Source organism: Oleiphilus sp. HI0125 (assembly GCF_001635355.1).
Map to the genome: position 1 here is coordinate 1 of NZ_LWGF01000432.1, position 23,006 is coordinate 23,006.

The 23,006-nt window shown below is 44.2% G+C and carries 21 protein-coding genes; 3 read left to right on the forward strand and 18 right to left on the reverse strand.

Going from position 1 to position 23,006, the window contains the following annotated elements; all coding sequences use genetic code 11:
- Window positions 1–161 precede the first annotated feature (161 nt).
- The 4 genes from A3762_RS05755 to A3762_RS05770 form a co-directional block, all read right to left on the reverse strand.
- Window positions 162–2,087, reverse strand: coding sequence for a hypothetical protein (locus A3762_RS05755; RefSeq protein WP_068754469.1), 1,926 nt, complete (start codon window positions 2,085–2,087; stop codon window positions 162–164).
- A 64-nt stretch (window positions 2,088–2,151) separates the two neighbouring features.
- Window positions 2,152–3,552 carry a DUF6160 family protein gene (locus tag A3762_RS05760; RefSeq protein ID WP_068754472.1) on the reverse strand — a complete coding sequence of 467 codons (1,401 nt, stop codon included), beginning with the start codon at window positions 3,550–3,552 and terminating at the stop codon, window positions 2,152–2,154.
- A gap of 92 nt (window positions 3,553–3,644) precedes the next feature.
- Window positions 3,645–5,090 carry a DUF6160 family protein gene (locus tag A3762_RS05765; protein ID WP_068754474.1) on the reverse strand — a complete coding sequence of 482 codons (1,446 nt, stop codon included), beginning with the start codon at window positions 5,088–5,090 and terminating at the stop codon, window positions 3,645–3,647.
- 349 nt (window positions 5,091–5,439) lie between these two features.
- Window positions 5,440–6,021 (reverse strand): hypothetical protein, encoded by a 582-nt coding sequence (locus A3762_RS05770; RefSeq protein WP_068754476.1) that lies wholly within the window; start codon window positions 6,019–6,021, stop codon window positions 5,440–5,442.
- 197 nt (window positions 6,022–6,218) lie between these two features.
- Between A3762_RS05770 and A3762_RS05775 the strand changes: the two genes are divergently transcribed.
- Window positions 6,219–7,472 carry an anthranilate synthase component I family protein gene (locus A3762_RS05775; protein ID WP_068754478.1) on the forward strand — a complete coding sequence of 418 codons (1,254 nt, stop codon included), beginning with the start codon at window positions 6,219–6,221 and terminating at the stop codon, window positions 7,470–7,472.
- Here A3762_RS05775 and scpB read toward each other — a convergent pair whose 3' ends face one another.
- The 14 genes from scpB to gspE all read right to left on the reverse strand — a co-directional run bounded on the left by scpB (window position 7,473) and on the right by gspE (window position 20,332).
- Entirely contained in the window at window positions 7,473–8,141 is a 669-nt protein-coding gene (gene scpB, locus A3762_RS05780) for an SMC-Scp complex subunit ScpB (protein ID WP_082868963.1), read from the reverse strand.
- Between the two features lie 92 nt (window positions 8,142–8,233).
- On the reverse strand, window positions 8,234–9,115 hold the full coding sequence (locus tag A3762_RS05785; RefSeq protein ID WP_082868964.1) for a ScpA family protein: 882 nt from the start codon (window positions 9,113–9,115) through the stop codon (window positions 8,234–8,236).
- Between the two features lie 13 nt (window positions 9,116–9,128).
- Window positions 9,129–10,346, reverse strand: coding sequence for a tryptophan--tRNA ligase (locus A3762_RS05790; protein WP_082868965.1), 1,218 nt, complete (start codon window positions 10,344–10,346; stop codon window positions 9,129–9,131).
- A gap of 88 nt (window positions 10,347–10,434) precedes the next feature.
- Entirely contained in the window at window positions 10,435–11,787 is a 1,353-nt protein-coding gene (gene gor, locus A3762_RS05795; protein ID WP_068754480.1) for a glutathione-disulfide reductase, read from the reverse strand.
- 28 nt (window positions 11,788–11,815) lie between these two features.
- On the reverse strand, window positions 11,816–12,442 hold the full coding sequence (locus A3762_RS05800) for an N-acetyltransferase (RefSeq protein WP_068479666.1): 627 nt from the start codon (window positions 12,440–12,442) through the stop codon (window positions 11,816–11,818).
- Window positions 12,443–12,510: 68 nt separating this feature from the next.
- The gene (gene gspM, locus A3762_RS05805; RefSeq protein WP_068754482.1) at window positions 12,511–13,011 is read right to left on the reverse strand and encodes a type II secretion system protein GspM; all 501 of its coding nucleotides are present in this window, start codon (window positions 13,009–13,011) and stop codon (window positions 12,511–12,513) included.
- 8 nt (window positions 13,012–13,019) lie between these two features.
- On the reverse strand, window positions 13,020–14,312 hold the full coding sequence (gspL, locus tag A3762_RS05810) for a type II secretion system protein GspL (protein ID WP_068754485.1): 1,293 nt from the start codon (window positions 14,310–14,312) through the stop codon (window positions 13,020–13,022).
- A gap of 2 nt (window positions 14,313–14,314) precedes the next feature.
- Window positions 14,315–15,334, reverse strand: coding sequence for a type II secretion system minor pseudopilin GspK (gene gspK, locus A3762_RS05815; protein ID WP_082868966.1), 1,020 nt, complete (start codon window positions 15,332–15,334; stop codon window positions 14,315–14,317).
- On the reverse strand, window positions 15,331–16,128 hold the full coding sequence (gene gspJ / locus A3762_RS05820) for a type II secretion system minor pseudopilin GspJ (RefSeq protein WP_156493273.1): 798 nt from the start codon (window positions 16,126–16,128) through the stop codon (window positions 15,331–15,333). The genes gspK and gspJ overlap by 4 nt, the downstream gene beginning before the upstream one ends.
- Before the next feature lie 4 nt (window positions 16,129–16,132).
- Window positions 16,133–16,513 carry a type II secretion system minor pseudopilin GspI gene (gene gspI / locus A3762_RS05825; protein ID WP_068479656.1) on the reverse strand — a complete coding sequence of 127 codons (381 nt, stop codon included), beginning with the start codon at window positions 16,511–16,513 and terminating at the stop codon, window positions 16,133–16,135.
- Window positions 16,513–17,121: a type II secretion system minor pseudopilin GspH gene (gene gspH, locus A3762_RS05830; RefSeq protein WP_068754489.1), complete on the reverse strand. Its 609-nt coding sequence runs from the start codon at window positions 17,119–17,121 to the stop codon at window positions 16,513–16,515. Before gspH ends, gspI begins: the two co-directional genes overlap by 1 nt.
- A 3-nt stretch (window positions 17,122–17,124) precedes the next feature.
- Window positions 17,125–17,562 (reverse strand): type II secretion system major pseudopilin GspG, encoded by a 438-nt coding sequence (gene gspG / locus A3762_RS05835; protein WP_068479652.1) that lies wholly within the window; start codon window positions 17,560–17,562, stop codon window positions 17,125–17,127.
- 29 nt (window positions 17,563–17,591) lie between these two features.
- Window positions 17,592–18,803 carry a type II secretion system inner membrane protein GspF gene (gspF, locus tag A3762_RS05840; RefSeq protein WP_068754491.1) on the reverse strand — a complete coding sequence of 404 codons (1,212 nt, stop codon included), beginning with the start codon at window positions 18,801–18,803 and terminating at the stop codon, window positions 17,592–17,594.
- Window positions 18,804–18,805: 2 nt separating this feature from the next.
- Window positions 18,806–20,332, reverse strand: a complete 1,527-nt coding sequence (gene gspE, locus A3762_RS05845) for a type II secretion system ATPase GspE (protein ID WP_369820668.1) — start codon at window positions 20,330–20,332, stop codon at window positions 18,806–18,808.
- Window positions 20,333–20,634: 302 nt separating this feature from the next.
- Here gspE and A3762_RS05850 point away from each other — a divergent pair, with 302 nt between their 5' ends.
- Window positions 20,635–22,635 carry a methyl-accepting chemotaxis protein gene (locus A3762_RS05850; RefSeq protein ID WP_156493274.1) on the forward strand — a complete coding sequence of 667 codons (2,001 nt, stop codon included), beginning with the start codon at window positions 20,635–20,637 and terminating at the stop codon, window positions 22,633–22,635.
- A gap of 120 nt (window positions 22,636–22,755) precedes the next feature.
- A partial coding sequence (locus A3762_RS05855; RefSeq protein ID WP_156493275.1) for a hypothetical protein occupies window positions 22,756–23,006 on the forward strand: 251 nt, incomplete at its 3' end.

Consider the following 23,006-nt stretch of genomic DNA (forward strand, 5'->3'; position numbering starts at 1 on the left):
AAAATCAATAATCAAGCACTAAGTGTGATCGATGTCGTAGTAGCCACCACAGTGAGTTTTATATTTATTGGTTTTCTATATCAACACGTCTATGTGTAAACTAATTTAGCTTAAATAAAAAAGCCCGCCATAAAGCGGGCTTTTTTATTTATGAGTTTGTATCAGTCATAATCGGAGAACAAACGAGAATAAGCGAGTGGATATGGGCCACGACTATCGGTATACAATAGGATATGTCGACCGTCTCTAGCAAGATTGTAAATACCGTAATCTCCACCAGATACATTAACTTGCAGTCTTTCCACGTCACCAAATGACTCAAACCATTCCTCATTGTGCCGATATCTTATTGCTAACAAGCTCTGTCCAGCTCCCTCATAAACTAGAGTACCGTTGCCTTCTCGATCCATAAGTAAGCTAATGTTCTGAAGCGAACTAACACTCGAATCTAATTCAATAATTGGCGTCCTCGAAAAAGATATAACCCCATCAACGATCGCTCGAGCTTGGACTCGAACAGAATAGACGCCAGAATTTTCAGACACCCAAGCAACGTAAGCTTGTCCATCTTCTAAAAACCCAAGAGAAAACTCGACTACGTTTGCAGTCCTAGTTTCAACAACTTCAGGACTATTCCATAAAAAACCGTCAAACACAGATAAAAGCAAAGCTTCTTGCTGGACCGCCCTATTTACAATTGCAACACCTGTACCACGAATATCTATTGCACCTTCAATAGATGTAATAGCCTGCTCGGATAATGTAATTTCTCTAACAACACTATCCGAAACAGAATTCCCGTAATTCAACGATATATGGTGTGCTTGATACCTAGACACAGCTGGTGCGGAAGTGTCATCACTCAATACAAATAAGTCGGCCAGGGAGTTATCTATATGCAAATCAGAAACACTAAGTGAATAAATTTCACCAGATAAAGATACGCTATCTGAACTTATGGATGAGATTTGAAAACTGCTCGCATCTAACCGCATTGAATGCAAAAACACATCCCCATCAGAGAGATAACTTACAAATATCTCGCCGAGACTGTTCATTTTTATATTCAAATGACTATAGGACGCCCTTGCGATCGTATTTAAAGTTACCTTATTGCTAAATCTATCAGTCATACAACGAATGAAAATATCGCTATTCAAACCAGCAGATTGAGACCACGCAACACAGGCAGCGTCATTACGCCCTTCAGTGGCAACAATATTTGATATTTGGCCACCTACAGCACTGGGGCCATCCAGCGAAGCAATATAATCAAGGCGCGTTGCCGCTCCGACGAACTGTTGAGATTCAAGATCGAACAAATCGGTATAAATAACAGACTCCGAACCTTTATTGCCGGAAAAAACACCAAGTCCCGTTCCATTTATGACCGTATAAACTGGTTCCATTAGTGAGGTGAAATCGGGCTCATCATAAACCGTTGTGGTAACAGAGCGCCATTGCCCGTCGTCAGTTTTAAACTCATTAGTAAGCGCCTCTACTAAAAAATTTCCGTTAGTAGACTCCCTCGTAACTGGATTTATCGAATCAATAATAGACAGATCTTTCACGGTTCTATCAAACTTTACGATATAGTTTGCGTTTAGATTCAGTCGCTCTCTAGGTGTGACAGATACGGTGGTTGCAAGACGCTCAACATCAATCGACTCAGTGACACGAATTACTGCACCATCTTCATCAAAGCTTTCACTTACTAAACGATCCTCTGAGACTGTAACCAGAGATTGGCCCATGCTCATATCAAATTCACGGCGGTCACTTTGCAACACAGGAGCACTCACATCACTAACTGAGAAGGGTCGATAGATATCTCGATTCTTAACCGAATAAATCTCAACTCCATTCTGAACTGAAACCGGATCAAGTAGCTCATCAAACAAAAAAGAAAAGCTACTATTCGGTGATATAAATTCGTCTTCCTCTAAAAATGGCACTGTGAGCAAAAGACTTGGCGGAGAATCGTCAACTGCAACCTCAGGAAGTGATACACCTGAATCAGAGGACGAACAAGCAAAAAGAAAAAAACTGGCAAAGAGTACCAAACTGCGAACGCTATCTCGCCACATAAAGAAAATTCCGAAATAAAGAAGTACCTCTCAATACACATATGTGTATTGAGAGGCCTGAAGACTAGTGAGCTGAAATCACCCAGTTCGTCTCGCTTTCGATGTCAGTCCAAAATAACTGACCGATAGACGCACCATCGTCACCGAACGACAACGCACCAATTTCCATATCGCCTTTAAAGTGTGTATTCAATGCAATACCGTCAACGCCGTAGGCATCTGCAACTGCCTGGCCAGAGCCTAAAGCCGCAACGTTAAGACCGCCAGTGCCATCAGCAGCAGCAATGAATGGAACAACGCCATAAGCGGCAGCTAATTTAGCTGAACTTAAACCGGCTGCATTACGTACGGCATAAATTTCTCGCTTAGACTGAGCGAAACCGAAGGCAAAATTACCGTCGATATCCGTTACATCACCACGAACATTATTAATCTGTAAGTTCTCTATCGCAACGCCAGCGATGTCGATGTAAACATCAAGATCTGTAATATTAACGTAAGTATTCCAGTTAATGATTGAATCAGCATTACCGTAACCTGTATCACCATTTGCTGCAGTGAAACCGTTACCATCGTTTTCAATGTGGATATCTACTGGACCAAGGTAACCGTCGATATCTAAGTTACTGATCAGAACTGTAGTAGTAGCGTCAGTATCAAGTGTACCGTCTGCTTGATAACTCTGTACGTCAGCCGCACCGATAGAATCGCCCGCATTAAAGTTAGACGAAGCGAGACCGATCGCATCTATACTAAACGTAAAGTCTTTACCTTTGCTTAAACCAGCGCCCAGCAAGTCGTTAAACGTTGTGTCACCCAAAGTGCCATTCTCAACTAGCGACGAAATACCACCAAGTTTCTCCCATGCGTCCTTATAACTCACGTGAATGAGTAAATCACCATCGTCATAAGTTTTACGGTCTTCTACCGTTAAAGGACCTGTAGAAGAAACGCCATCGGCTGCAATTAGCCCAGCACTTTGCGCATCTGCGACGGTAATTTCACCATCATATAGATCGTAAAACTTACTCGCTTCAGCGGTATTACCTTCTCCAGAAGCTGCAGCGCCTTGAATGGCTGCAACTTTGCGAACACCAGAGAAACCAGTTTCAAGAAGGTTATCGACTGTTGTTCCAAGCTCCGGTGTTGATCCGTCACCAACTGCATTCTTTACATCAAGCGCACCGCTACCAGCGATATCTAACTTGATACGAACATTGTCAAAAAAACCACCAGCTTGAACGTTCTCATTGGAACCAAAGCTGATACCATTTAAAAATACTGAACCTGCGTCTTTATACATAAATTCGCCGATGGTGTATTTCGTTTCTAGATCAATGGTCAAGCCTGCTTGGCCAGTCATCTCACCCATCGTGTTATCGTCTAACGCTTTTAGTTCGGCTTGCACTCCAGCACTTACAGCAGATACTGCTATGGCTAGCGCAGTCTTTCTAATGATAGACATTAGCCTACTCCTTTATTGTTATTTAAAACCAAAAAAAGCCGCTCAGATGAGCGGCTTTTCTACTGAGCATTAACTCATACTACTAAGCAATCTTAGTGAGCAGAGATTGTCCAGTTAGTCTGGCTGTCGATATCAGTCCAGTAAAGCTGACCAATAGACTCACCGTCGTCACCGAATGAAAGTGCACCGATTTCCATGTCACCTTTGAAGTGAGTATTGATCGCAACACCGTCAACGCCGTATGCGTCAGCAACAGCAGCACCAGAAGCTAGAGGAGCAACACTGAGACCACCAGTGCCGTCAGCAGCAGCAATGAACGGTACAACACCGTATGCAGCAGCTAGCTTAGCAGAGCTCAAACCTGCAGCGTTACGTACTGCGTAAATTTCACGCTTAGATTGAGCGAAACCGAATGCAAAGTTACCGTCGATATCAGTCACGTCACCACGAACGTTGTTGATCTTCAAATTTTCGATCGCAACACCAGCGATATCGATGTAAACATCAAGATCAGTAATGTTAATGTAAGTGTTCCAGTTGATTACAGAATCAGCGTTACCGTAACCAGTTTCACCAGTTGAAGCAGTGAAGCCGTTACCATCGTTTTCGATGTGGATGTCAACTGGGCCAAGGTAGCCGTCAATGTCAAGGTCACTGATCAATACAGTAGTACTAGCGTCTGAGTCAGTAGTACCATCAGCTTGATAGCTCTGTACATCAGCTGCGCCGATTGAGTCACCAGCGTTGAAGTCAGAAGCCGCAAGACCGATCGCATCGATGCTGAAGCTAAAGTCAACAGACTTAAGACCAGAAGTCAAAACGTCTTCGAAGCTGTTGTCGCCAAAAGTACCAGCTGCTAGTTGACCAGCTAATCCACCTGGGCCAATTTTTTGCCATGCATCTTTAAACGATACGTGGATAAGAAGGTCACCATCGCCGTATGTTTTCTTGTCGCCAATAGTCAAAACTTCTGCGTCACGTGAACTGTCAACTTCAAGACCTGCAGCAGCTTTAACATTACCCATAGTTGCGGAGCCACCAGCTGCTTGAAGGAACAAACCAGTTTCAGCGTTAGCGGCGCCAGAAGCTGCTGCACCTTGAAGTGCTGCAAGAGTACGTACACGAGAGAAGCCAGTGTCTAACTCGTTATCAACAGTAGCTAGAGGACCAGTTGATACTTCAGCAGTTGTGCCGTCACCAACAGCGTTGATTACGTCAGCGTTACCAGCACCAGCGATGTCTAGTTTGATACGGATGTTATCAACAAAACCTGCTGCACCAGCACCACCAGTTGCTGGAGAAAGGTTAGCAGCGTCATTTTCGTTCGCTTTCAACTCGATTCCAGTCAAGAATACAGAACCAGCGTCTTTGTACATGAATTCGCCGATGGTGTATTTAGTTTCTAGGTCGATAGTCAAACCAGCTTGACCAGTCAACTCACCCATTGCTGAGTCGTCAAGTGCTTTAAGCTCAGCTTGAGCGCCAGCTGATACTGCTGCTACTGCAGAAGCAAGTGCAATTTTCTTCAGGCCTTTCATATTATTCTCCTAATATTTAGGTAAGGACGCTTCCTCTAAGTGATCTTATGTGGAAGCAGATATTATTTTTAGTATCCGGCTCGCTTTCGCTAACCAGTGAGTAAATATTAAATAATCCAATTAGCGTTTTCCGTGAATAGACTCACAAAAAGTTACACGGCGTTACAATCTCGATTCTCATTCACATTGTTTTGCATAAAAGCGTATTTGGTTCTCACTATGTTCCACAATGCCGTAGGTGTTGACGAAGTTTATGGTTGCCCCCCTTTCTTCCTTACCCAATAGCCACTTACCCCCTTAAACAAAAAAAGCCGCCAACAGGCGACTTTATTCGAACCATTACAGTTAATTATTTATAGTAAACAGGTTTCATCTCAGTCTCGAAGGGACTTCCCATTTTCACTTGCTCACCATCAATGAAATACGGATAGCTCCAAGTACGAGCCCACCCAGCAATATGTTCCGTAGCAACCATTATACGACGCTGGATTCTTCCATCCTCCTGCTTCTTGCCGGTTACGTACATAACGCCTACCGCCCACTGAGTTCTGTTGGCAGCTAGAGATTTCAAAGAACTAACAATTGCATCCAACGCAATTGCTTGCGGCATTTCTTCCTGACCATCTACTCTTACCGAACGGAATGTTCCATCGGGATCCAATGTCATACCAACTGGTTTAAATGAACCACGCTCTAACAATATAGGCTCTATACGCTTGAATGCATTCAACATCATATATTGGAGCTGAGCGATCGCCTGCTCTTCAGTGAGTTTAGCCCGCTTTGGCTGAGCTTCACTTAAGTCCGTAATTGCTTGAACGGGCGTCTCAACAAGATCTTCGATACTTGGCTTCTTTTCTTCCGCACTAATTGTCAATGGCAATGCAAGCAATGTCACCGACACAAGTGCCAGCACACATGATTTAAACATAACGGGCTCCGTTTAATTTGGTTATAGAGTTATTAAAAGCCTGTTGGCACAGTTCTATCAATACCTAATGATTCGAAATATAATTGCGCCGCGACACTGGCGCTAACTTATAGAGACAACTGAAAAAAATCCAGCCAGACTGGTATTTTCTTTGTCGATTAGATCACACTCTCACACAAGTGCTTTATTGCTTATTTATGACTAACACTTTCAACGCATCAAAAGAACTTACATTAACAAATAAACAGATAGTCAATCTTATATGTAAGCTTAAGCACGCTATTTACTTAAAAAGCTTAAACGGGAGAGACGGATGGTCGATCATCTCCGGCAACCCATCCCGCACTAGCATTAATCCAAATGAAGTCACCCTCCACAAGGATAGTTACGCCGCTACAGCAACAGGACAACCGTTTACCTCCGGATGGATTGGCGTAAATGGGTATGACAAAAATTTCTTTTTCGCCGCTTACTACGACTGGAGCTATTCGTTCTGCCACGAAAGCAATGAAGGCTGGCTATATTTCTCGGAGACCTGCTCTAAGGAAACAAGGAACGCAGTTAATAAGCTAATTGAATCAAGCCCATCAAATTCGGATTTAAACCAAAACCTCACTACACGAGCTTTAGATTGGAAACCATCTCAATCTTTCTCGCAATACAGTTCAAGCTTTGCAAAACTAAAGGACTACATTTTTGCAGGTGATTGCTACCAAGCCAACTTAACACAAAGATTCGAAGCAAACGCGAATTGGTCTAAAGGTGACGCAATAAATGCATTCTTAAACGACACTGATCGCTCAATGGCAAACTACTGTGCATTTATAGAGATTGAAGCTAACAACTTTCTCTTATCTTTATCACCCGAGCAATTCCTTCAATGTCATGAAGGCACACTCCAATCTAAACCTATTAAAGGAACTGTTAAAGCAAACGGAGCGCTAACCACTACGCAAGAACAAGAATTATTGAGTACCAAAAATAAAGCTGAAAACTTAATGATCGTAGATTTGTTACGTAATGATTTAGGAAAGGTATCTGAGACGGGAAGCGTAACGGTAGAAAAACTCTTCGACATAGAAAGCTTCAGCAACGTACATCATTTGGTTAGCACAATAAAATCGAAACTTAATCGAGCGCGATACGATGAATTCTCTGCGTTTTTAAACTGTTTTCCTGGAGGCTCGATAACTGGTGCACCCAAAATTAGAGCGATGGAGATAATTAAAGAGATAGAAAAACATCCGCGCCGTTATTATTGCGGGTCTATTTTCTACTGGGATGATCAAACAAACAATTTTGACTCGAACATCCTCATCAGAACAGTCGAACTCATAAATAACAAAGCATATTGTTGGGCGGGAGGAGGTATTGTTGCTGACTCTGAGCTGATGAGCGAGTATCAAGAGTCTATTAACAAGGTTCGACACATCACAGGTATTAACCCGTAGTTAAAAACCTTCCCCTGACTCATTAGTCTGGTTTTCAACCACCAACTCTAACTGCTCTGATACGTCTTTTGCTATCGCATCGATATCCCGCATTTCTGACAGCGGGGGGAGTTGCTCAAGACTCGAAAGATTAAAGTAATCGAGAAATAATTTAGTCGTGGCATAAATTGCTGGGCGACCAGGAACTTCGCGATGGCCTACAACTTTTATCCATTGTCTTTCTAATAAGGTCTTCATGATATGCGTGCTAACAGCCACGCCACGAACATCTTCGATTTCACCTCTGGTAATAGGTTGTCGATATGCAATCAGCGACAGGGTCTCAAGTAAAGCACGTGAATACTTTTGCGGTCGCTCTTCCCATAAACGCCCTACCCACATAGATAAATCTTTCGCGGTCTGGAAACGATACCCACTCGCGACCTTGCTCAGCTGAATACCACGAGATAAATAATCATTCTGAAGTTCTTCCAAGACCAGACGAATGTCTGATTTCTGCGGCTGTTCATGCAATTCAAACATTGCATGGAGCTTATCAACACTCATGGGCTTGTCCGATGCCATTAACGTTGCTTCAACAATGCGCTTCAACTGCGTTAAATCGAATGAATTACTTGTTGAACGCGCTAAGCTAGCTTGATTGACTTCCGTTATTTCAATGTCAGACATGATCTTGTTTTTTGTTTTAACTAAGTGGGAATAACTTGATTGTCGCTGTTTTGACTAAGAAAACGCAACTGAGGGTTTCATTTAGATTTGAATTATTGCGCAAGTAACTTTGCTTTTACGTGGATAGCCCCAAAGGCTTCTGCTTGCACGAACTCTACTAATTGCTCTTTGATCAATTCCATGATCGCCAAAAACGTAACCACAACACCTTGCCGCCCTTCTTCGGGAGTGAAAAATCGTTCGAATGGAACGTAGCTAGCATCATTGAGTTGTTGCAATACGAGAGACATCCGCTCTCGCGTGGAAAGCGTTTCACGCTCAATTTGATGACTCATAAAGTGATCGGAACGCTCTAGAACATTTTTTAGCGCGAACATTAGCTCATCAAGACTAACATCAGGTTGTCGAACAGCGACTTCTTCCATGTTTGCCGCGACGCGCGATGCAAAATAATCTTTGTCAAAACGAGGCAAAGCATCAATATCTTCAGCCGCAATTTTAAAGCGCTCATATTGTTGCAGGCGACGAATCAATTCAGCACGCGGATCTATTTCTTCGCCATCTTCATTTTTTGGCTTAGGTAGCAACATTCGAGACTTAATCTCTGCCAACATCGCAGCCATCAATAGATATTCTGCAGCAAGCTCAAACTTTAACTCTCTGGCTGCATCGATATATTCCATATACTGTTTCGTAATTGAGGCAACATCAATATTCAACACATCCATGTTTTGCTTTCGAATCAAATAAAGTAATAGATCCAACGGGCCTTCAAAAGCCTGTAATATCACAGATAATGCGTCAGGCGGAATGTAAAGATCTTGGGGAATTTCAGTGAGAGGTTTGCCATCAACAAAGGCCAATGGCAAAACATGCTGTTCAGGTGTGGCAGGTGACTCTAAAGTGTTTGATAACTCAGCATTGCCATCATTTGGCGTCTGCGCTGATGTATTTACTGAGTTATCATTTGGCATAAATCGCTCGTCGTTACGCGCCGAATGAAAGGCCCATCACCTGACGGACTTCTTCAAGTGTGGCTTTCGCTGCATCACGCGCACGCTCACGACCTTCAACAATAATACTTTGCACTAACTCAGGGTTCTCTTCATATTGGCGAGCGCGTTCACGAATTGGACGCTGTTCTTCAAGTACCACGTCAATCACGGGCTTTTTACATTCAAGACAGCCAATTCCTGCACTGCGACACCCAGTTTGAACCCACTCTTTCGTTGATTCATCAGAGTAGACTTCGTGAAGTTTCCAGACAGGACACTTATCAGGATCACCGGCATCAGTTAAGCGAACGCGCTGAGGGTCGGTTTGCATTGTGCGAATCTTCTGTTCAACGACATCAGGCTCTTCACGTAATGCGATCGTGTTGCCGTAAGACTTCGACATTTTTTGACCGTCAAGCCCTGGCATTTTAGATGCCTTGGTCAATAATGCTTGCGGCTCTGGCAAGACGACCTTACCGCCACCTTCAATGTAGCCAAACAAGCGTTCACGATCACTAATCGTAATATTTTGCTGATCTCGAATTAGCGCGCGTGCTGTCTCTAATGCCTCGTCATCACCTTGTTCTTGGAAACGTTTTTGAAGCGTTCGATATAGCTTAGATGCCTTCTTGCCCATTTTTTTGATGGCTGCTTCTGCTTGCTCTTCAAAACCTGGATCTTTGCCATACAGGTGGTTGAAACGTCGAGCTACCTCGCGCGTTAATTCAACGTGCGCAACCTGATCTGCACCTACCGGAACAAGACCGGCACGGTACACAAGGATGTCGGCGCTTTGAAGTAAGGGATAACCCAAAAAGCCATATGTTGCGAGATCACGCTCTTTAAGTTTCTCTTGTTGATCCTTATAGCTTGGCACTCGCTCTAACCAACCAAGCGGGGTCATCATAGATAAAAGTAAGTGAAGCTCGGCGTGCTCAGGCACGTGAGATTGAATAAACATAGTTGCGTTGCCAGGGTTAATCCCCGCAGCTAACCAATCAATCACCATATCCCAGACGCTTTGCTCAATGTCATAAGGCGCTTCGTAATGCGTTGTGAGTGCATGCCAGTCAGCTACAAAGAAAAAACATTCGTAATCATGCTGCAACTCAACCCAGTTTTTTAAAACACCGTGATAATGCCCCATGTGTAATTTACCCGTTGGGCGCATACCGCTTAACACACGCTGTTGTAATTCAACCGAACTCAAAACTAACTCCTAAGCAAAAAATTAAAGCGCGAGTATACAAGCTTTTATGATACTCGCTAAGGCATTTGTTGTACTTATGCGACTTGGTCTAACGCGCTTGACGCATTGTCACAAACTCTTCTGCGGCTGTCGGGTGAATGCCGATCGTACTATCGAATACAGATTTGGTAGCTCCAGCCTTGATGGCAATTGCGATACCTTGAATAATTTCACCAGAATCAGGACCTACCATATGAGCTCCCAACACTTTATCCGTGTCTTTATCTACAATGAGTTTCATCATACTGCGTTCATTTCGACCACTCATTGTATGCTTCATTGGTTTAAAGCTTGAAGCATATACGTCTACATTAAATGATTCTCGTGCTTGCTCTTCTGTTAAGCCAACCGTACCGATATTTGGTTGGCAAAATACCGCTGTAGGAATATTTTCATAATCAACTGAAGATGGTTTTTTATCAGCAAAAAACAGTTTTGAAAGATACATACCCTCAGCTAAAGCGACCGGCGTCAATTGAACACGGTCAATCACGTCACCAATTGCGTATACACTCGGAACCGACGTTTGGAAGTCATCATTTACGCACACTGCTCCGTTTGGTTTGAGTTCTACGCCTAAGTCTTCCAACCCCAAACCGTCAACTTTAGGCACACGCCCCAATGCTGTAAGAACCAAATCGGTCTGCAAGACCTCGTGGTCAGACAGGTATACTTGATACGAGTCATCGCAATGCGTGACGCTATCGATATTCGTATGAGATATCAGCTTGATACCTTTGTTTTGAACTTGCTCGGCGACAAAATCACGAATTTCTTCATCAAAACCTCGCAGTAGTTTCTCTCCTCGGAATACCACTGTGGTGTCAACACCGAGTCCGTTTAAAATACCTGCGAGCTCTATCGCGATATAACCACCGCCCTGAACAACTGCAGACTTGGGTAATGTATCTAGATAAAAGAATTCATTCGAGGTGATGATGTGTTCATTACCTGGGATGTTCAGCTTGCGAGGCCAACCACCCGTCGCGACCACAATTCGTTCGCTGGTATATTGCTGGTCACCGACTTGAACGATATTCGGCCCAACGAGCTTAGCCGAGCCGTTTATAATCTTAGCTCCGCTATTCTCTAGCAGGTTCTGATAGATGCCGTTCAAACGACCAATCTCTTTGTTCTTGTTTTCACACAAGGTCGGCCAATCGAAATTCAAGTCACCGGAATTTGACCATCCAAATCCCTCACCGTCTTCCAACTCCTCCATGACATGCGACGCATATACGAATAGTTTTTTAGGCACACAACCGACGTTGACACAAGTACCACCAAGATAACGGTCTTCAGCAACCGCAACTTTTGCTCCAGAAGCTGCTGACATACGTGCCAAACGCACGCCACCAGAACCAGCACCAATAACAAACAAATCAAAATCGAATTCAGACATTTCTTACTTCAGTATGTGAATTTATAAACTAGAAACTTTTAAAAAGGACGCTCTCAGTCACGTCACCAACAGCTACACTGCCGACAATGCGATAACCAAGCTTTTCATAAAAACTGATATAGCGCATATTGCCAGTATCTAGCGCGATTCCAGATGATGCAGGATTTTCTCGGCAAACTTCTTCGACCGCAGCCATGAGCTGTTTACCGTAACCAAGACTACGGTGTTGGGCATCGACACCAATCAAAGGAAGCTCATGGTGCTCTCCGTGAGGAAGAACTTTATGAATTTGCTTATGATATTCAATGTATCGCCAAGTACTTTCAGAACCTGCCGTTAATAACATTCGCATTCGCCAAGCAAATTGCCGACTCAAATCAAGACGAACCACAGGGCTACCAACTAGAGCAACCGCGATCAAGCGACTGTCTAGTGTTAAACCGATTACTTCTTGATCTAACGAAAAGTGTAAGTGGCATAATTCCCGAATAGTGGCGCGTACTCGCTGATCATAGCCAGGACGTTCCGCTTGGAACAAATATTTGAAAGTAGGTTCGTGCTTGTAAGCACGAAATAGAATTGTTCTTGCTTCCTTAATGGCACTGGCATCAAGCCTTACTACACGCGCCTCTACTTCATCGGTGGTAATTGGCATCCTGGGACCCCTTTTATAGATGAACGAGCTAAACGTAGTGTGCTCATAAGAGCACAAGTGCAGTCAGTTTAGGACGATAGCGTCAACCTTGCACTAACAATACCGGGTTTATCTTCTTTTTCAACGGAAATTTGCTCGACCTGCACCCCAACACTACGTTCGAGAGTGCTGAGCCATGTGACTAATGTATCGAAGGACACATCTTCAACCCAGAGTTTGACCTTATTCTCTCCGCTAGGTTCAAAACGTTTTAGGTTTAATGATTGCTTTCGTGCCATGTTCGTCACAGTAGAAACCAATTGCTGGCTATTAAGATTAGAAGCATTCGACGTATTCGATGAAGAACTGCGCAGCTGATCGCGCGAACTCTTAACCAATTCAAGAAGAGCTGCTTTATCTTTTAGGTCTTGCTCGGCGCGATCCATATAGCTTTGTGCTGGCACCCACATTGCGAAGTACATAAGTGAAGTAACAACTGCGACAAACATAACTTTTAGGCTGAACTGCTCACGCGCTTCTAGCGATTCCCAACGATCCTTCGCCTGAGTAAACAATGGACTTTTAATCATGATTTACCCTACCCCTCACTTACGCTCAAACGTCCGCGGTAATATTGATTCTCTTGAACCGCGGAACTTATTTTCGCAATCAAACCTGCCGAAACAATTGCGGTTTTCAGCTGATCCATCTGTTCAAAATTCTTAGCGCGTAGTTCGATTACTAGCTCACCGCGCTGGGCGTTAAAACTCAAGGCAGTAAACTGAATATCAGTAGAGTTTTTGCGCTGCTGGTATTGATAGCCTGCTTCGCCTAATAAGGTCAAGAATCCAACATCAGCACCTTTATTGTTCGATTGGCGAAGCTTACCTTTGATAATGCGAGCTAACCTTCCAACCGAAACATTTTTCGAATTTGGTACCGCTTGCTTGTAAGTTGCTAAGGCTTGTTGAGCCAGATCATCCGCAGATGACTGGTAGTGCATGCCCTTACCAATAAAAACACCAAGCTGTAACAAGAAAGCAATACATGCAACGCCTGCAACCCATGCCCATTGGCGCAATTGACCTGAACCCTCTTGGACGATTTTAAGCTCACCTTGGCATAGATCAATCTCTGGCGCACCCGCGTGAAAATAAGACTCTACCAATAAGTCTAAACTCGATATCGACAAGGCTTCGATATCGATATCACACCCTGGATATTGCTCTAACTCAGCCAATAAAATCTTATGATCGGCCTCATTCGCGTTGTGATCGTACACCTTAATTTTGATCGTTTCAGCGCTTTCGTCATCTGGACCAAGCAACAAAGTATCCATGTAGGGAACTAGATTTTGTGCTCGAACACGCACGGCACATTGTTTAGCGTTGACGATAGCGGTATCACCTTCGAGGCTGATAACAATATCAGCTTCAGATGAAACCAGCATCTCTGCGTCTATATACGATGCACTTAGTTGAACGTCCGGCTTAGCCTCAAGAACATCATCGTGAAACCCAATAAACAACGACTTCTCGACGCAACGCACAGGCGTACCCGTCTTACTGTTATTTTTACCTAATGCAAAATGCAGTAATTCGATATCTGTTGCTAGCTTATCTTCGATTGCGAATGCTATGGCTTGCTGGGCGTAACGGGCGTTCTTAGATGGAAGGTCAACGTTCGCACTGAAGCTCAAATTGCTCGGCCATACCAACACAGCCTTAACGCTTTCTGCTCCGTTTTGCATCAAGACTTGTTGCAAGTCATCTGTTGAAATAGCTGAGCCACCGCCGACTTTCACGCCACTCAAATCATAAAGACGCCAGTCATACCGCGCATCATTGGGTGAATAGGGTTCAACAGGTAAAAGAAAAACTTTATGTGCCATTATTATTGTGTACTCGTTTGCGAACCAGACTTAGTTATAAGGTACTTCTGGCCTTGATCACGTTGAATTAAGGTTACACTACCATCTTCTTGAGCGCGATAGAGAATTGAACGCAATCGAACTTTTCTCTCATCCAGCGTTATGCGTGTCGCTAGTTCATAAAAACTTGATGCGACACCTAAATAGGTTTGGTCTAATTTAAGTCCCTTTAAATCAGGTTCTTGAGCAAATTCTTGGATGTTTACCCAAGGCGTTTCGTCTGATTTTGACGCGAGACTCTCGGCTACCTCATCGGGCAAATTCTCAATGAGGCTTTGAAGTACTTCTGGGCTCGCCGTATTAACATTGATGGGCGCTCGACCTTGAGGGAGAGTCGATACGAAAGGCAGTAATACTTCATACGCTTCCTGGTTCACCCCCTCAATCAACAACATTTCGCTTGGATGCACGAACACCTGCCCTCCAGTGCGATAAGGGACATCCTTCGATAGATACTCTCCATCTTCATAGCCCTCAATACCGGTCGCATCTTGATTTTCATCTATCCAATCTTGAAAACGCTCTACCTTTACATCATCAAGGGAGAGTCTGTTAAGCAAACGCTTAAACCGATCAGCCATTATTTGATTCGCCACACCATCAACATAAACAAGGTCGTTGAGATTAATTCTTCCGTGTAAGTCATTAAACTGGGCTTCCAACAGAGCATTATCAACAGGAAGCAACAAGGCATCTTGCGTTTGCGCAGTATCGTCTACAAATTCGTTTTTATCTTTGTCTTCGCGCCAATCTTCTAAAAGCAAGCGCCGCGCATAAGTCTCGGACCCGAGCGCATATTCATAGGCTTGTGCGCTAGTAACCAAACCGCTCGCCCCGTATATAAATATTTTTTGTCGTTTATAAATGCCTGTTGCAAGAATCGCTACTAGCGCGAAGATCAATATGACAAGCATTAATGCGACACCACGCTGCTTTACGAGCGAGCCTTTAAACGGGGAAGATTGCGAGAATCCTAGCATCATAAATTCCCGCCTGTGATGCCATTATCAGGTGACGAATTTTGCTCTCCTGCGCCATTGTTAGAGGAACCCGTCCCATCTGAGTTGCCTTGATCACCACCGGCATTTTGATCATCACTATTTTCACCCTGCCCTCCATTCCCGCGCTGAGAGTCAATAAGCGTATTTTCCAGGTAATTCGGTAGCTGAAAAAGGCGAGAGATATTTCCGTAGCGAGGATGAGAGAGATTGATTTCTACAGCTTTTGGCAGCACTACGAAGCGGCGCATATTGTCTAATACAGAGTCGTCAACCTCGAACTCTTGAGGTGGCCACTCGTCCACCCATGCATCACTATCATTGAGGTAACGAACAGAGAAAGATTCAACATCACTTAAAAGTCTTCGCGAAATCGCCTCCGAATCCTGGGCGCGGTCAAGAACCTTCCAATAACGCCTTATCAAATCGCCATCATCGATTGAATAAGCGACTCGCTGCGTATCTGAACGCTCTTCCTGAATTGGGTTTCGCCATCCAACACGCGTCAATTCGACGACATCAAACTCATCACCTGAAAGTAAGGCGGCAGAATAATCACCATATTCGTCTCGAATTGCACGGGGAACGACCTGTTGGAAGTCGCGAGCGATAAGTAATTGAGCACGTTGCAATTGCGACAAACTCTCTAAACTTTCCTGACCCAACTCGTAGGTGCGTATTGCAGTATTCAGCAATTGCCATGCCCCTAGGCCGATCAATGCAGTAATACTGATCGCTATCAATACTTCTAACAGGGTAAAACCATGACTGCGACGCATACGATTAATACCGACCAATGAACCCTGTTAATGAACGAATTTGCGACAATTCATTATCTTCAGACTGCCGAAGAGACACTCTCACTTCAACGCGATGGATATCTGGATTTTCTGTCGCTTGAACGGCCGTCACGACCTGCCACTCATCAGTGCCATATTCGATGTCTTCTTTATATTCTCGCGTGGCTGGCAAGCCTTCCTCAAGACGAAGCTGGGTTAACTTGTTCTCAGCAATCCACGTTGCGTAACTATTTAAACGAGCTGATAGTACATTGTTGGTAGATGATGCACTCACTTCAAGCAGAACAACACCAATCAAAGAAAAGTAAACAAGCGCGACAAGCACCTCGATCAACGTAAACCCGCCATGGTTCGTTCGAAACATTACTGAGACTCATCTTCAAGGTGGGGTAACGATATTTCCCCAAACTCATTCAGCGTAACTTCTTTGAATATATCAAGGTCGTCTCGCAAACTTAAACGTACCGTAAAATTGGTAATATCGCCGCTAGACAGAAACATGAAATCTGGCGTCTTTTTATCCCGCAGAGAAGAATCGCTAGTAGAACTTGAATCGTCATCATCAAAAACACTGCCACCAAATTCACTTTCTTCTTTTTCAGAGCTCGGGAGAACTACCTCTTCACCTTCTCTCTCAAATTCGAGAAACATCCATTCGGGCAATACTTGAGGTTTTAGGACTGGGCTGGTCGCGAGGGACCAATTTTGTTCTTCTTCGTTGTACGAAATGAAATCGTAAGCCTGCTCACTAATTCGAACACCGATTTCAGCATTACTAAAGATAGCTTCATTTGCCGCGGTTCGCATGAGCGCATGCATTCTATTGGTTTCTATATCCAATTCACGCGCTTGATTACCGCCGAAGCTCGTCGTAGCAAGGCCAGCGAGCAATCCAAGCAATACCATCACGACCAACAATTCAATGAGCGTAAAGCCCTTATTACGTTGATATTGCTCGGAAGAAAAAAACATAACTTAGTTTAAGTCGTGCACACTAATATCAGCCGCATCACCCTCACCGCCTTCGCGCTGATCTGCGCCAAACGAATACAGGTCGTAAGGACCTTCAGAGCCTGGGCTTACATACTGATATTCAACACCCCAAGGATCTTTTGGAACGCTTGGCAAGTATCCATCTTTGCTCCAGTTCTTTGGTTCAGGTGAACCTGATGGCTTATTAACCAAAGCCTCTAAACCTTGCTCAGTGCTAGGGTAATTGAAATTATCGAGCTTATATAAATCCAGAGCAGACGAAACGTTACGCAACTGCGTTTTAGCAACGCCAATTCTCGCTTCTTCCCCGCGTCCAAGTATATTTGGCGCTACCACTGCCACTAAAAGACCCAAAATAACCATCACAACCATGATTTCAATCAAGGTAAAACCATGTTGTTTTTTACCGTGGACACTCATTGAATAACACCTTTCTTCATTAGTTTTTTTTAGCCAACCAAGTTACTCATTCCGAGGATTGGCAACATAATCGCGAGGACGATAATTAATACCACGCCCCCCATTAATAAGAGCATTAAGGGCTCGAACAAACCGACGATCGTTTCAATTAGTGCGGCCAAATCACTCTCTTGATGGCTCGCGGTTCGCTCTAACATCTGATCCAGTTCGCCGCTAGACTCACCGCTAGCAATCATATGAACCATCATCGGTGGGAAATATCCCGTATTCTCTAGCGCTTTGTGCAGACTCGCACCTTCACTGACTTGTTTCGCGGAGTCTTGTAATGACGCTTTAAGACAGTCGTTACTGAGAACCTCTGAACTAATTTTCATCGCTTCAACTAGCGGCACGCCAGAGCTAGTTAAAATACTCAAGGTACTTGCAAACTGAGCAGTATTTGTTCCCCGACTCAATTTCTTAATAAATGGCCAAACAAGCAATCGTCGGTGCCACTGAAATCTAAAGCTGGGCCGTTTCAACATATACTGGAAACCAATAAAAGCGATCACCAAAAATGCAGCTAGTAATCCACCCCATTCTGCTAAAAAGTCGCTAACGCTCAGTAAAGCTTGCGTCAAAGGAGGGAGAGCCTGCCCATTATTGATAAATACCTCAATGATGTCAGGCACCACATAGGTCAACAAGAACACAACAATAGAAATTGCAACGATCGACAATATCACTGGGTAAATAGCTGCTAATTGGATTTTCTGACGCGCAGCCTGACGTCCTTCGGTATAATCAGCGAGTCGATTCAACACTAAATCTAAATGCCCGGCAGTTTCGCCAGCTGCAACAGTTGATCGATATAACTTAGGGAAAGCCGCGGGGTATTCCGCCAAGCTATCTGCCAAGGTAAAACCTTCTAAAACCTTCGATCGAATCGCCAAAATCATACTGCGAATATTAGGTTTCTCACTTTGAGAGGCCACGGCACTGAGCGTTTCTTCGATAGGGATCCCGCTTTGAACTAATGTGGCGATTTGGCGAGTAACTAAAGCAAGATCGCGTACGCTCAAACTTGGCTTACGCGCTAGAAGACTTTTAGACTGTTTTTGTTCAGCGGCTTGATTCGCCTCGAGCGGCATCCATCCTTTATCTCGAAGAGACTGACGCACCTGACGCGCGGAATCCGCTTCTATAACGCCTTTCTGTTTTTTACCACGCTCATCAAGAGCGACATATTCAAAGGCTGCCATAACTAACCTTTGTGTGTGACACGTAAGACTTCTTCAACAGTCGTCACACCATCTAAGATCTTCCTTGCCCCATCATCAAAAATTGCAGGGGATTTTTCTCGAGCGCAGGCTTCTAGTTCTTTCTCACTTGCACGATCGTGGATCAAGCTACGCATCTGATTATCGATCTCGATAATCTCGTAAACACCTAATCGCCCTTGATAGCCTAAGTGATTACATTCACTGCACCCTTTGGCACGGTATAGGGTTGGTGGATTTGTAGGATCAACTCCTAGCAATCTGCATGTTCCCTCATCTGCAACATACGCTTCTTTACAGTCATCACAAAGCACTCGAACTAGACGCTGCGCAATAATTCCAACGAGACTGCTGCTAATCAAGAATGGCTCAACACCCATATCCATCATACGGGTTATAGAGCCAACAGCCGTATTAGTATGCAGTGTAGACAGCACTAAGTGACCAGTTAAACTGGCTTGAACTGCAATTTCCGCCGTTTCTAAATCCCGAATTTCACCGATCATCACGACATCTGGGTCTTGACGAAGTATGGCGCGCAAGCCTCTAGCGAAAGTCATATCCACTTTCGTATTTACTTGGGTTTGACCGACTCCTGGAAGGTTGTACTCGATCGGATCTTCGACCGTAAGTATGTTTCGACTACGGTCATTAATCTCAGACAATCCGGCATATAGTGTGGTTGTTTTACCAGAACCAGTCGGACCCGTGACCAGCATAATTCCATGTGGCTGAGCCAAAATAGATTTCAGCGTTCCGCTATCACGGTCAGTCATGCCTAAGTGTTGGATGCTTAGCCGCCCCGCGTTTTTGTCTAATAGACGCAGAACGATGCGTTCACCATTTGCTGACGGCATTGTGGATACACGAACATCTACTTCTCGCCCCCCAACACGAAGAGAGATACGACCATCTTGCGGAATCCGTTTTTCGGCGATATCTAATTTAGACATAACCTTGATTCGAGAAACGAGCAACGGCGCCAAAGCACGTTTTGGCTTTACGATCTCACGCAAAATGCCATCAATACGAAAACGCACGACAAGCTGTTTCTCGAAAGTCTCGATATGCACATCGGACGCCCCTGTTTTAACAGCCTCGGTCAAGATCGCGTTAATCAACCGGATAATAGGGGCGTCGTCTTCTTGCTCCAAGAGGTCTTCAGTTTCAGGCACTGAGTTTGCAAGGCTTGCAAGGTCCATATCGTCACCCAAGCCCTCAACCATTTGCATGGCCTCAGCTGAGTCACTTTGATAAGACGCGTTTAATGCTTCTTCGAATTCTTGCTCACTAACTAATTCAAAATCCAGCGAGCCACGAGTAACACGATTCACTTCTACGAATGCGCTATTAGTGATTCCAGCGCGATACAAAACCTTTTGTTCGTCATTAACCAACGCAATAACAACCCCCTGTTTTTTAGCGAATGTGAAGGGAAGCCTTTCAAACTCGGGGATTGTTGACGGTAGGTTTTCTTCTAGCTGATCAGGTGCGGGTGCGAGTTCGGTCACGCAACTCTCTCTATCATCTCAAAAATAATCGGGGCAAAAGCCAAAACGAATTGCCAAAACAGGACGCCATTCTATGTGTATTTATCGGCGCACCGTAAGCACAGTACATTAAATCATTGTAAGTCGAGTTTAAACTGAGCCATGCGTCACACCCGTCACGATGCCGTAAACTATCCGCCGATTTAATTAGCGAAACACAGATAATGGACTAAATTATCAGACCTCATAGCCGATATTAATTAACACAACGCTATGACAGCTTGTTTACCAAGTACATCAAGTTAGAAAAAACAGGAGTTTTCTTGAATAGCCTAATGTCCCCTGCGATTGCATTAATGAATCGCCTTAGCTACACACAAAAGTTCGCGTTAATCAGTATTCTATGGATACTGCCGATTGCCGCACTTGGATGGATTCTTCTTTCTCAGCTTCAGGATCAAATTAGCGACTCTAAAAACAAGTTAGGGGGCGCAGGTATATACTTTTCGCTACTGTCGTATGAACACAACTTTCAGCGTCAGATTGACTTTGAGTCATTAAATCGACAGCGTCAAAATATGGCGTTCGCAAATCAATCTCGGCGAAGCAATAATTTAAATAACGATCTATTGGAAAACATCTCAGAAGATTTGAGTGTGCTAAACCCAGAGATCGTTGAAGCTTTGAAAGCGGCGCAATCTGATGTCATTAATACTCCTCAAGACCTTGATATTGCCAGCCAGCGAAACTCGTATAAGAAGCTAGAAAGCTCTGTTCAGCAATTGGCTCTAGACGTTGCCCAGTCGACCCATTTGGCTTTAGACGAAGATCCGTTGATCCAGTCATACTTTCAAATCGCTTCAACCTTAAACAACTCTCTATCACCACTACTTGCGCAGGTCAGAACCTATGGCGTTTATTCGTTATACGATGGCAACCTTAGCTATCTCGCAAGCGATGAGCTCAATCGTCAATACGAAGCTCTACTGTTAGCCCAAGACAAGTTGAACGCACTGCTTGAGCAAGAAGGCAATATAAACCCCGAACTCAAGCAAGCGCTCAGCAGTATCAGTTCAAACATCAACAAGCTAAATACCACCATCGATGAAGACCTAATGAATGCGGTGCGTTTATCGCTAGACTGGCAGCTGTTCAGTAATGAGATCGATGAAACCTACGCACAGCTCGAGAATTTAAATGAGATTGCGGCGACTGAATTAAGCGATATTCTTAAAGCACGCATTCAAGAACAGCAATCTTATTTGGTTTACCTGTTCAGCACTATTTTTGTCGTATTGATCGTAATTGCTTATCTGTACACGGGCTTTTCGATGTCTGTGAAGCGCGCGATTGAATCTTTCTCGGTAGCTGCCAAACGCGTTGCTTCAGGCGATCTCACCGTCAAAATGGAAAAGCAATCGTCAGACGAACTTGGGGCGCTCACGTACTCCTTTAACGATATGACCATGCAAGTCAAACAGCTCATTGAAACAGCTCGCTTCATGATTAATGGCTTATCGACTGACGCAAACAAGCTCAACGACATTGCAACGGAAACACGCGACACTTTCCACAAACAAAAAGCTGAAACCGATGAAATCTCAAATGCGATGACCCAAATGGTTGCAGCAGTTGGTGAAGTCGCTCAAAACACGGCTCAAACCTCTGAAGCGGCGCAACAAGCTGAGGCACGTGCACAAACTGGACAATCGATCGTTCAAGCAACCGTTACAGCTATTGATCGCCTAGCGAACGAAATAAAACTTTCTGTCGACCACATCCACAAGGTATCGGACGACAGTAAAGAAATTACGAATGCATTGGTCGAGATTAAAGCCATTGCAGAGCAAACCAATCTTCTCGCTTTGAATGCCGCGATCGAAGCTGCTCGAGCTGGAGAACAAGGACGCGGCTTTGCCGTGGTAGCTGACGAGGTACGAACCTTGTCACAGCGCACTCAAAAGTCGACCGAAGATATCGATTTAATGGTAGACAAACTCCACAAAGGTGTTGGTCTTGCTGTCAACTCAATGACCAAGAGCCACCAAACGACTGATGAAACGGTTTCACACAGCGCTGAAGTCAGCGCGGCCCTCGAACAAATCGTAAACAGCGTAGGAAGCATTGTTGCGATGAGCCAGCAAATTGCAGGCGCCGCCGAAGAGCAGTCAATGATGACCGAGCACATTCAAAACAGCGCTCAACAAATATCTCAACTTGGAGCTCAGTCTCAAACAAATGCTGACGAATCTCTGACAGCAAGTGATCAACTTATGTCTAGCACGCAGAACCTTGAAGCCTTAATCAACAACTTCAAAATTTAACGCACCACTCACTCTCTGGCGCACCTTTATGATAAGTTTATAAATCGTGCGTCAAACTATTTGTATGACGGCACCGTTTAATAATAATTACATTCTGAATCGTCGCGGATTTTAGTAAACATGCTCGCTAAACAATTTCCATGGATCATCGCACTTTTATTACTAGCGGGTTCGGTCGCGGCAACTGCATACCAGTTATACCCATTTTATTTAGATGAAACCTCGAAGAAAGAGCAGCAGGCTTCAAACATTCCAAAACAAGCGATCACACCAGAGCGAACACCCAAAAGAAATATCGCAAAATTTGAGCTTTTTGGGGACTTTTCTGCGCCTGCAACCCAAATAACAAAACAAGAAAATCTTCCAAAAAC

Bases quoted from the DNA above. Each gene is read 5' to 3' on its own strand.
- A3762_RS05755 (WP_068754469.1), bottom strand. From the start codon at position 2,087: ATGTGGCGAGATAGCGTTCGCAGTTTGGTACTCTTTGCCAGTTTTTTT.
- gspK (WP_082868966.1), bottom strand. From the start codon at position 15,334: ATGATGCTAGGATTCTCGCAATCTTCCCCGTTTAAAGGCTCGCTCGTA.
- gor (WP_068754480.1), bottom strand. From the start codon at position 11,787: ATGTCTGAATTCGATTTTGATTTGTTTGTTATTGGTGCTGGTTCTGGT.
- A3762_RS05770 (WP_068754476.1), bottom strand. From the start codon at position 6,021: ATGTTTAAATCATGTGTGCTGGCACTTGTGTCGGTGACATTGCTTGCA.
- A3762_RS05760 (WP_068754472.1), bottom strand. From the start codon at position 3,552: ATGTCTATCATTAGAAAGACTGCGCTAGCCATAGCAGTATCTGCTGTA.
- gspL (WP_068754485.1), bottom strand. From the start codon at position 14,312: ATGGCACATAAAGTTTTTCTTTTACCTGTTGAACCCTATTCACCCAAT.
- A3762_RS05765 (WP_068754474.1), bottom strand. From the start codon at position 5,090: ATGAAAGGCCTGAAGAAAATTGCACTTGCTTCTGCAGTAGCAGCAGTA.
- gspF (WP_068754491.1), bottom strand. From the start codon at position 18,803: ATGGCAGCCTTTGAATATGTCGCTCTTGATGAGCGTGGTAAAAAACAG.
- gspJ (WP_156493273.1), bottom strand. From the start codon at position 16,128: ATGCGTCGCAGTCATGGTTTTACCCTGTTAGAAGTATTGATAGCGATC.
- gspH (WP_068754489.1), bottom strand. From the start codon at position 17,121: ATGTTTTTTTCTTCCGAGCAATATCAACGTAATAAGGGCTTTACGCTC.
- A3762_RS05800 (WP_068479666.1), bottom strand. From the start codon at position 12,442: ATGCCAATTACCACCGATGAAGTAGAGGCGCGTGTAGTAAGGCTTGAT.
- scpB (WP_082868963.1), bottom strand. From the start codon at position 8,141: ATGTCTGACATTGAAATAACGGAAGTCAATCAAGCTAGCTTAGCGCGT.
- A3762_RS05785 (WP_082868964.1), bottom strand. From the start codon at position 9,115: ATGCCAAATGATAACTCAGTAAATACATCAGCGCAGACGCCAAATGAT.
- gspM (WP_068754482.1), bottom strand. From the start codon at position 13,011: ATGATTAAAAGTCCATTGTTTACTCAGGCGAAGGATCGTTGGGAATCG.
- gspI (WP_068479656.1), bottom strand. From the start codon at position 16,513: ATGTTTCGAACGAACCATGGCGGGTTTACGTTGATCGAGGTGCTTGTC.
- A3762_RS05775 (WP_068754478.1), top strand. From the start codon at position 6,219: ATGACTAACACTTTCAACGCATCAAAAGAACTTACATTAACAAATAAA.
- gspG (WP_068479652.1), bottom strand. From the start codon at position 17,562: ATGAGTGTCCACGGTAAAAAACAACATGGTTTTACCTTGATTGAAATC.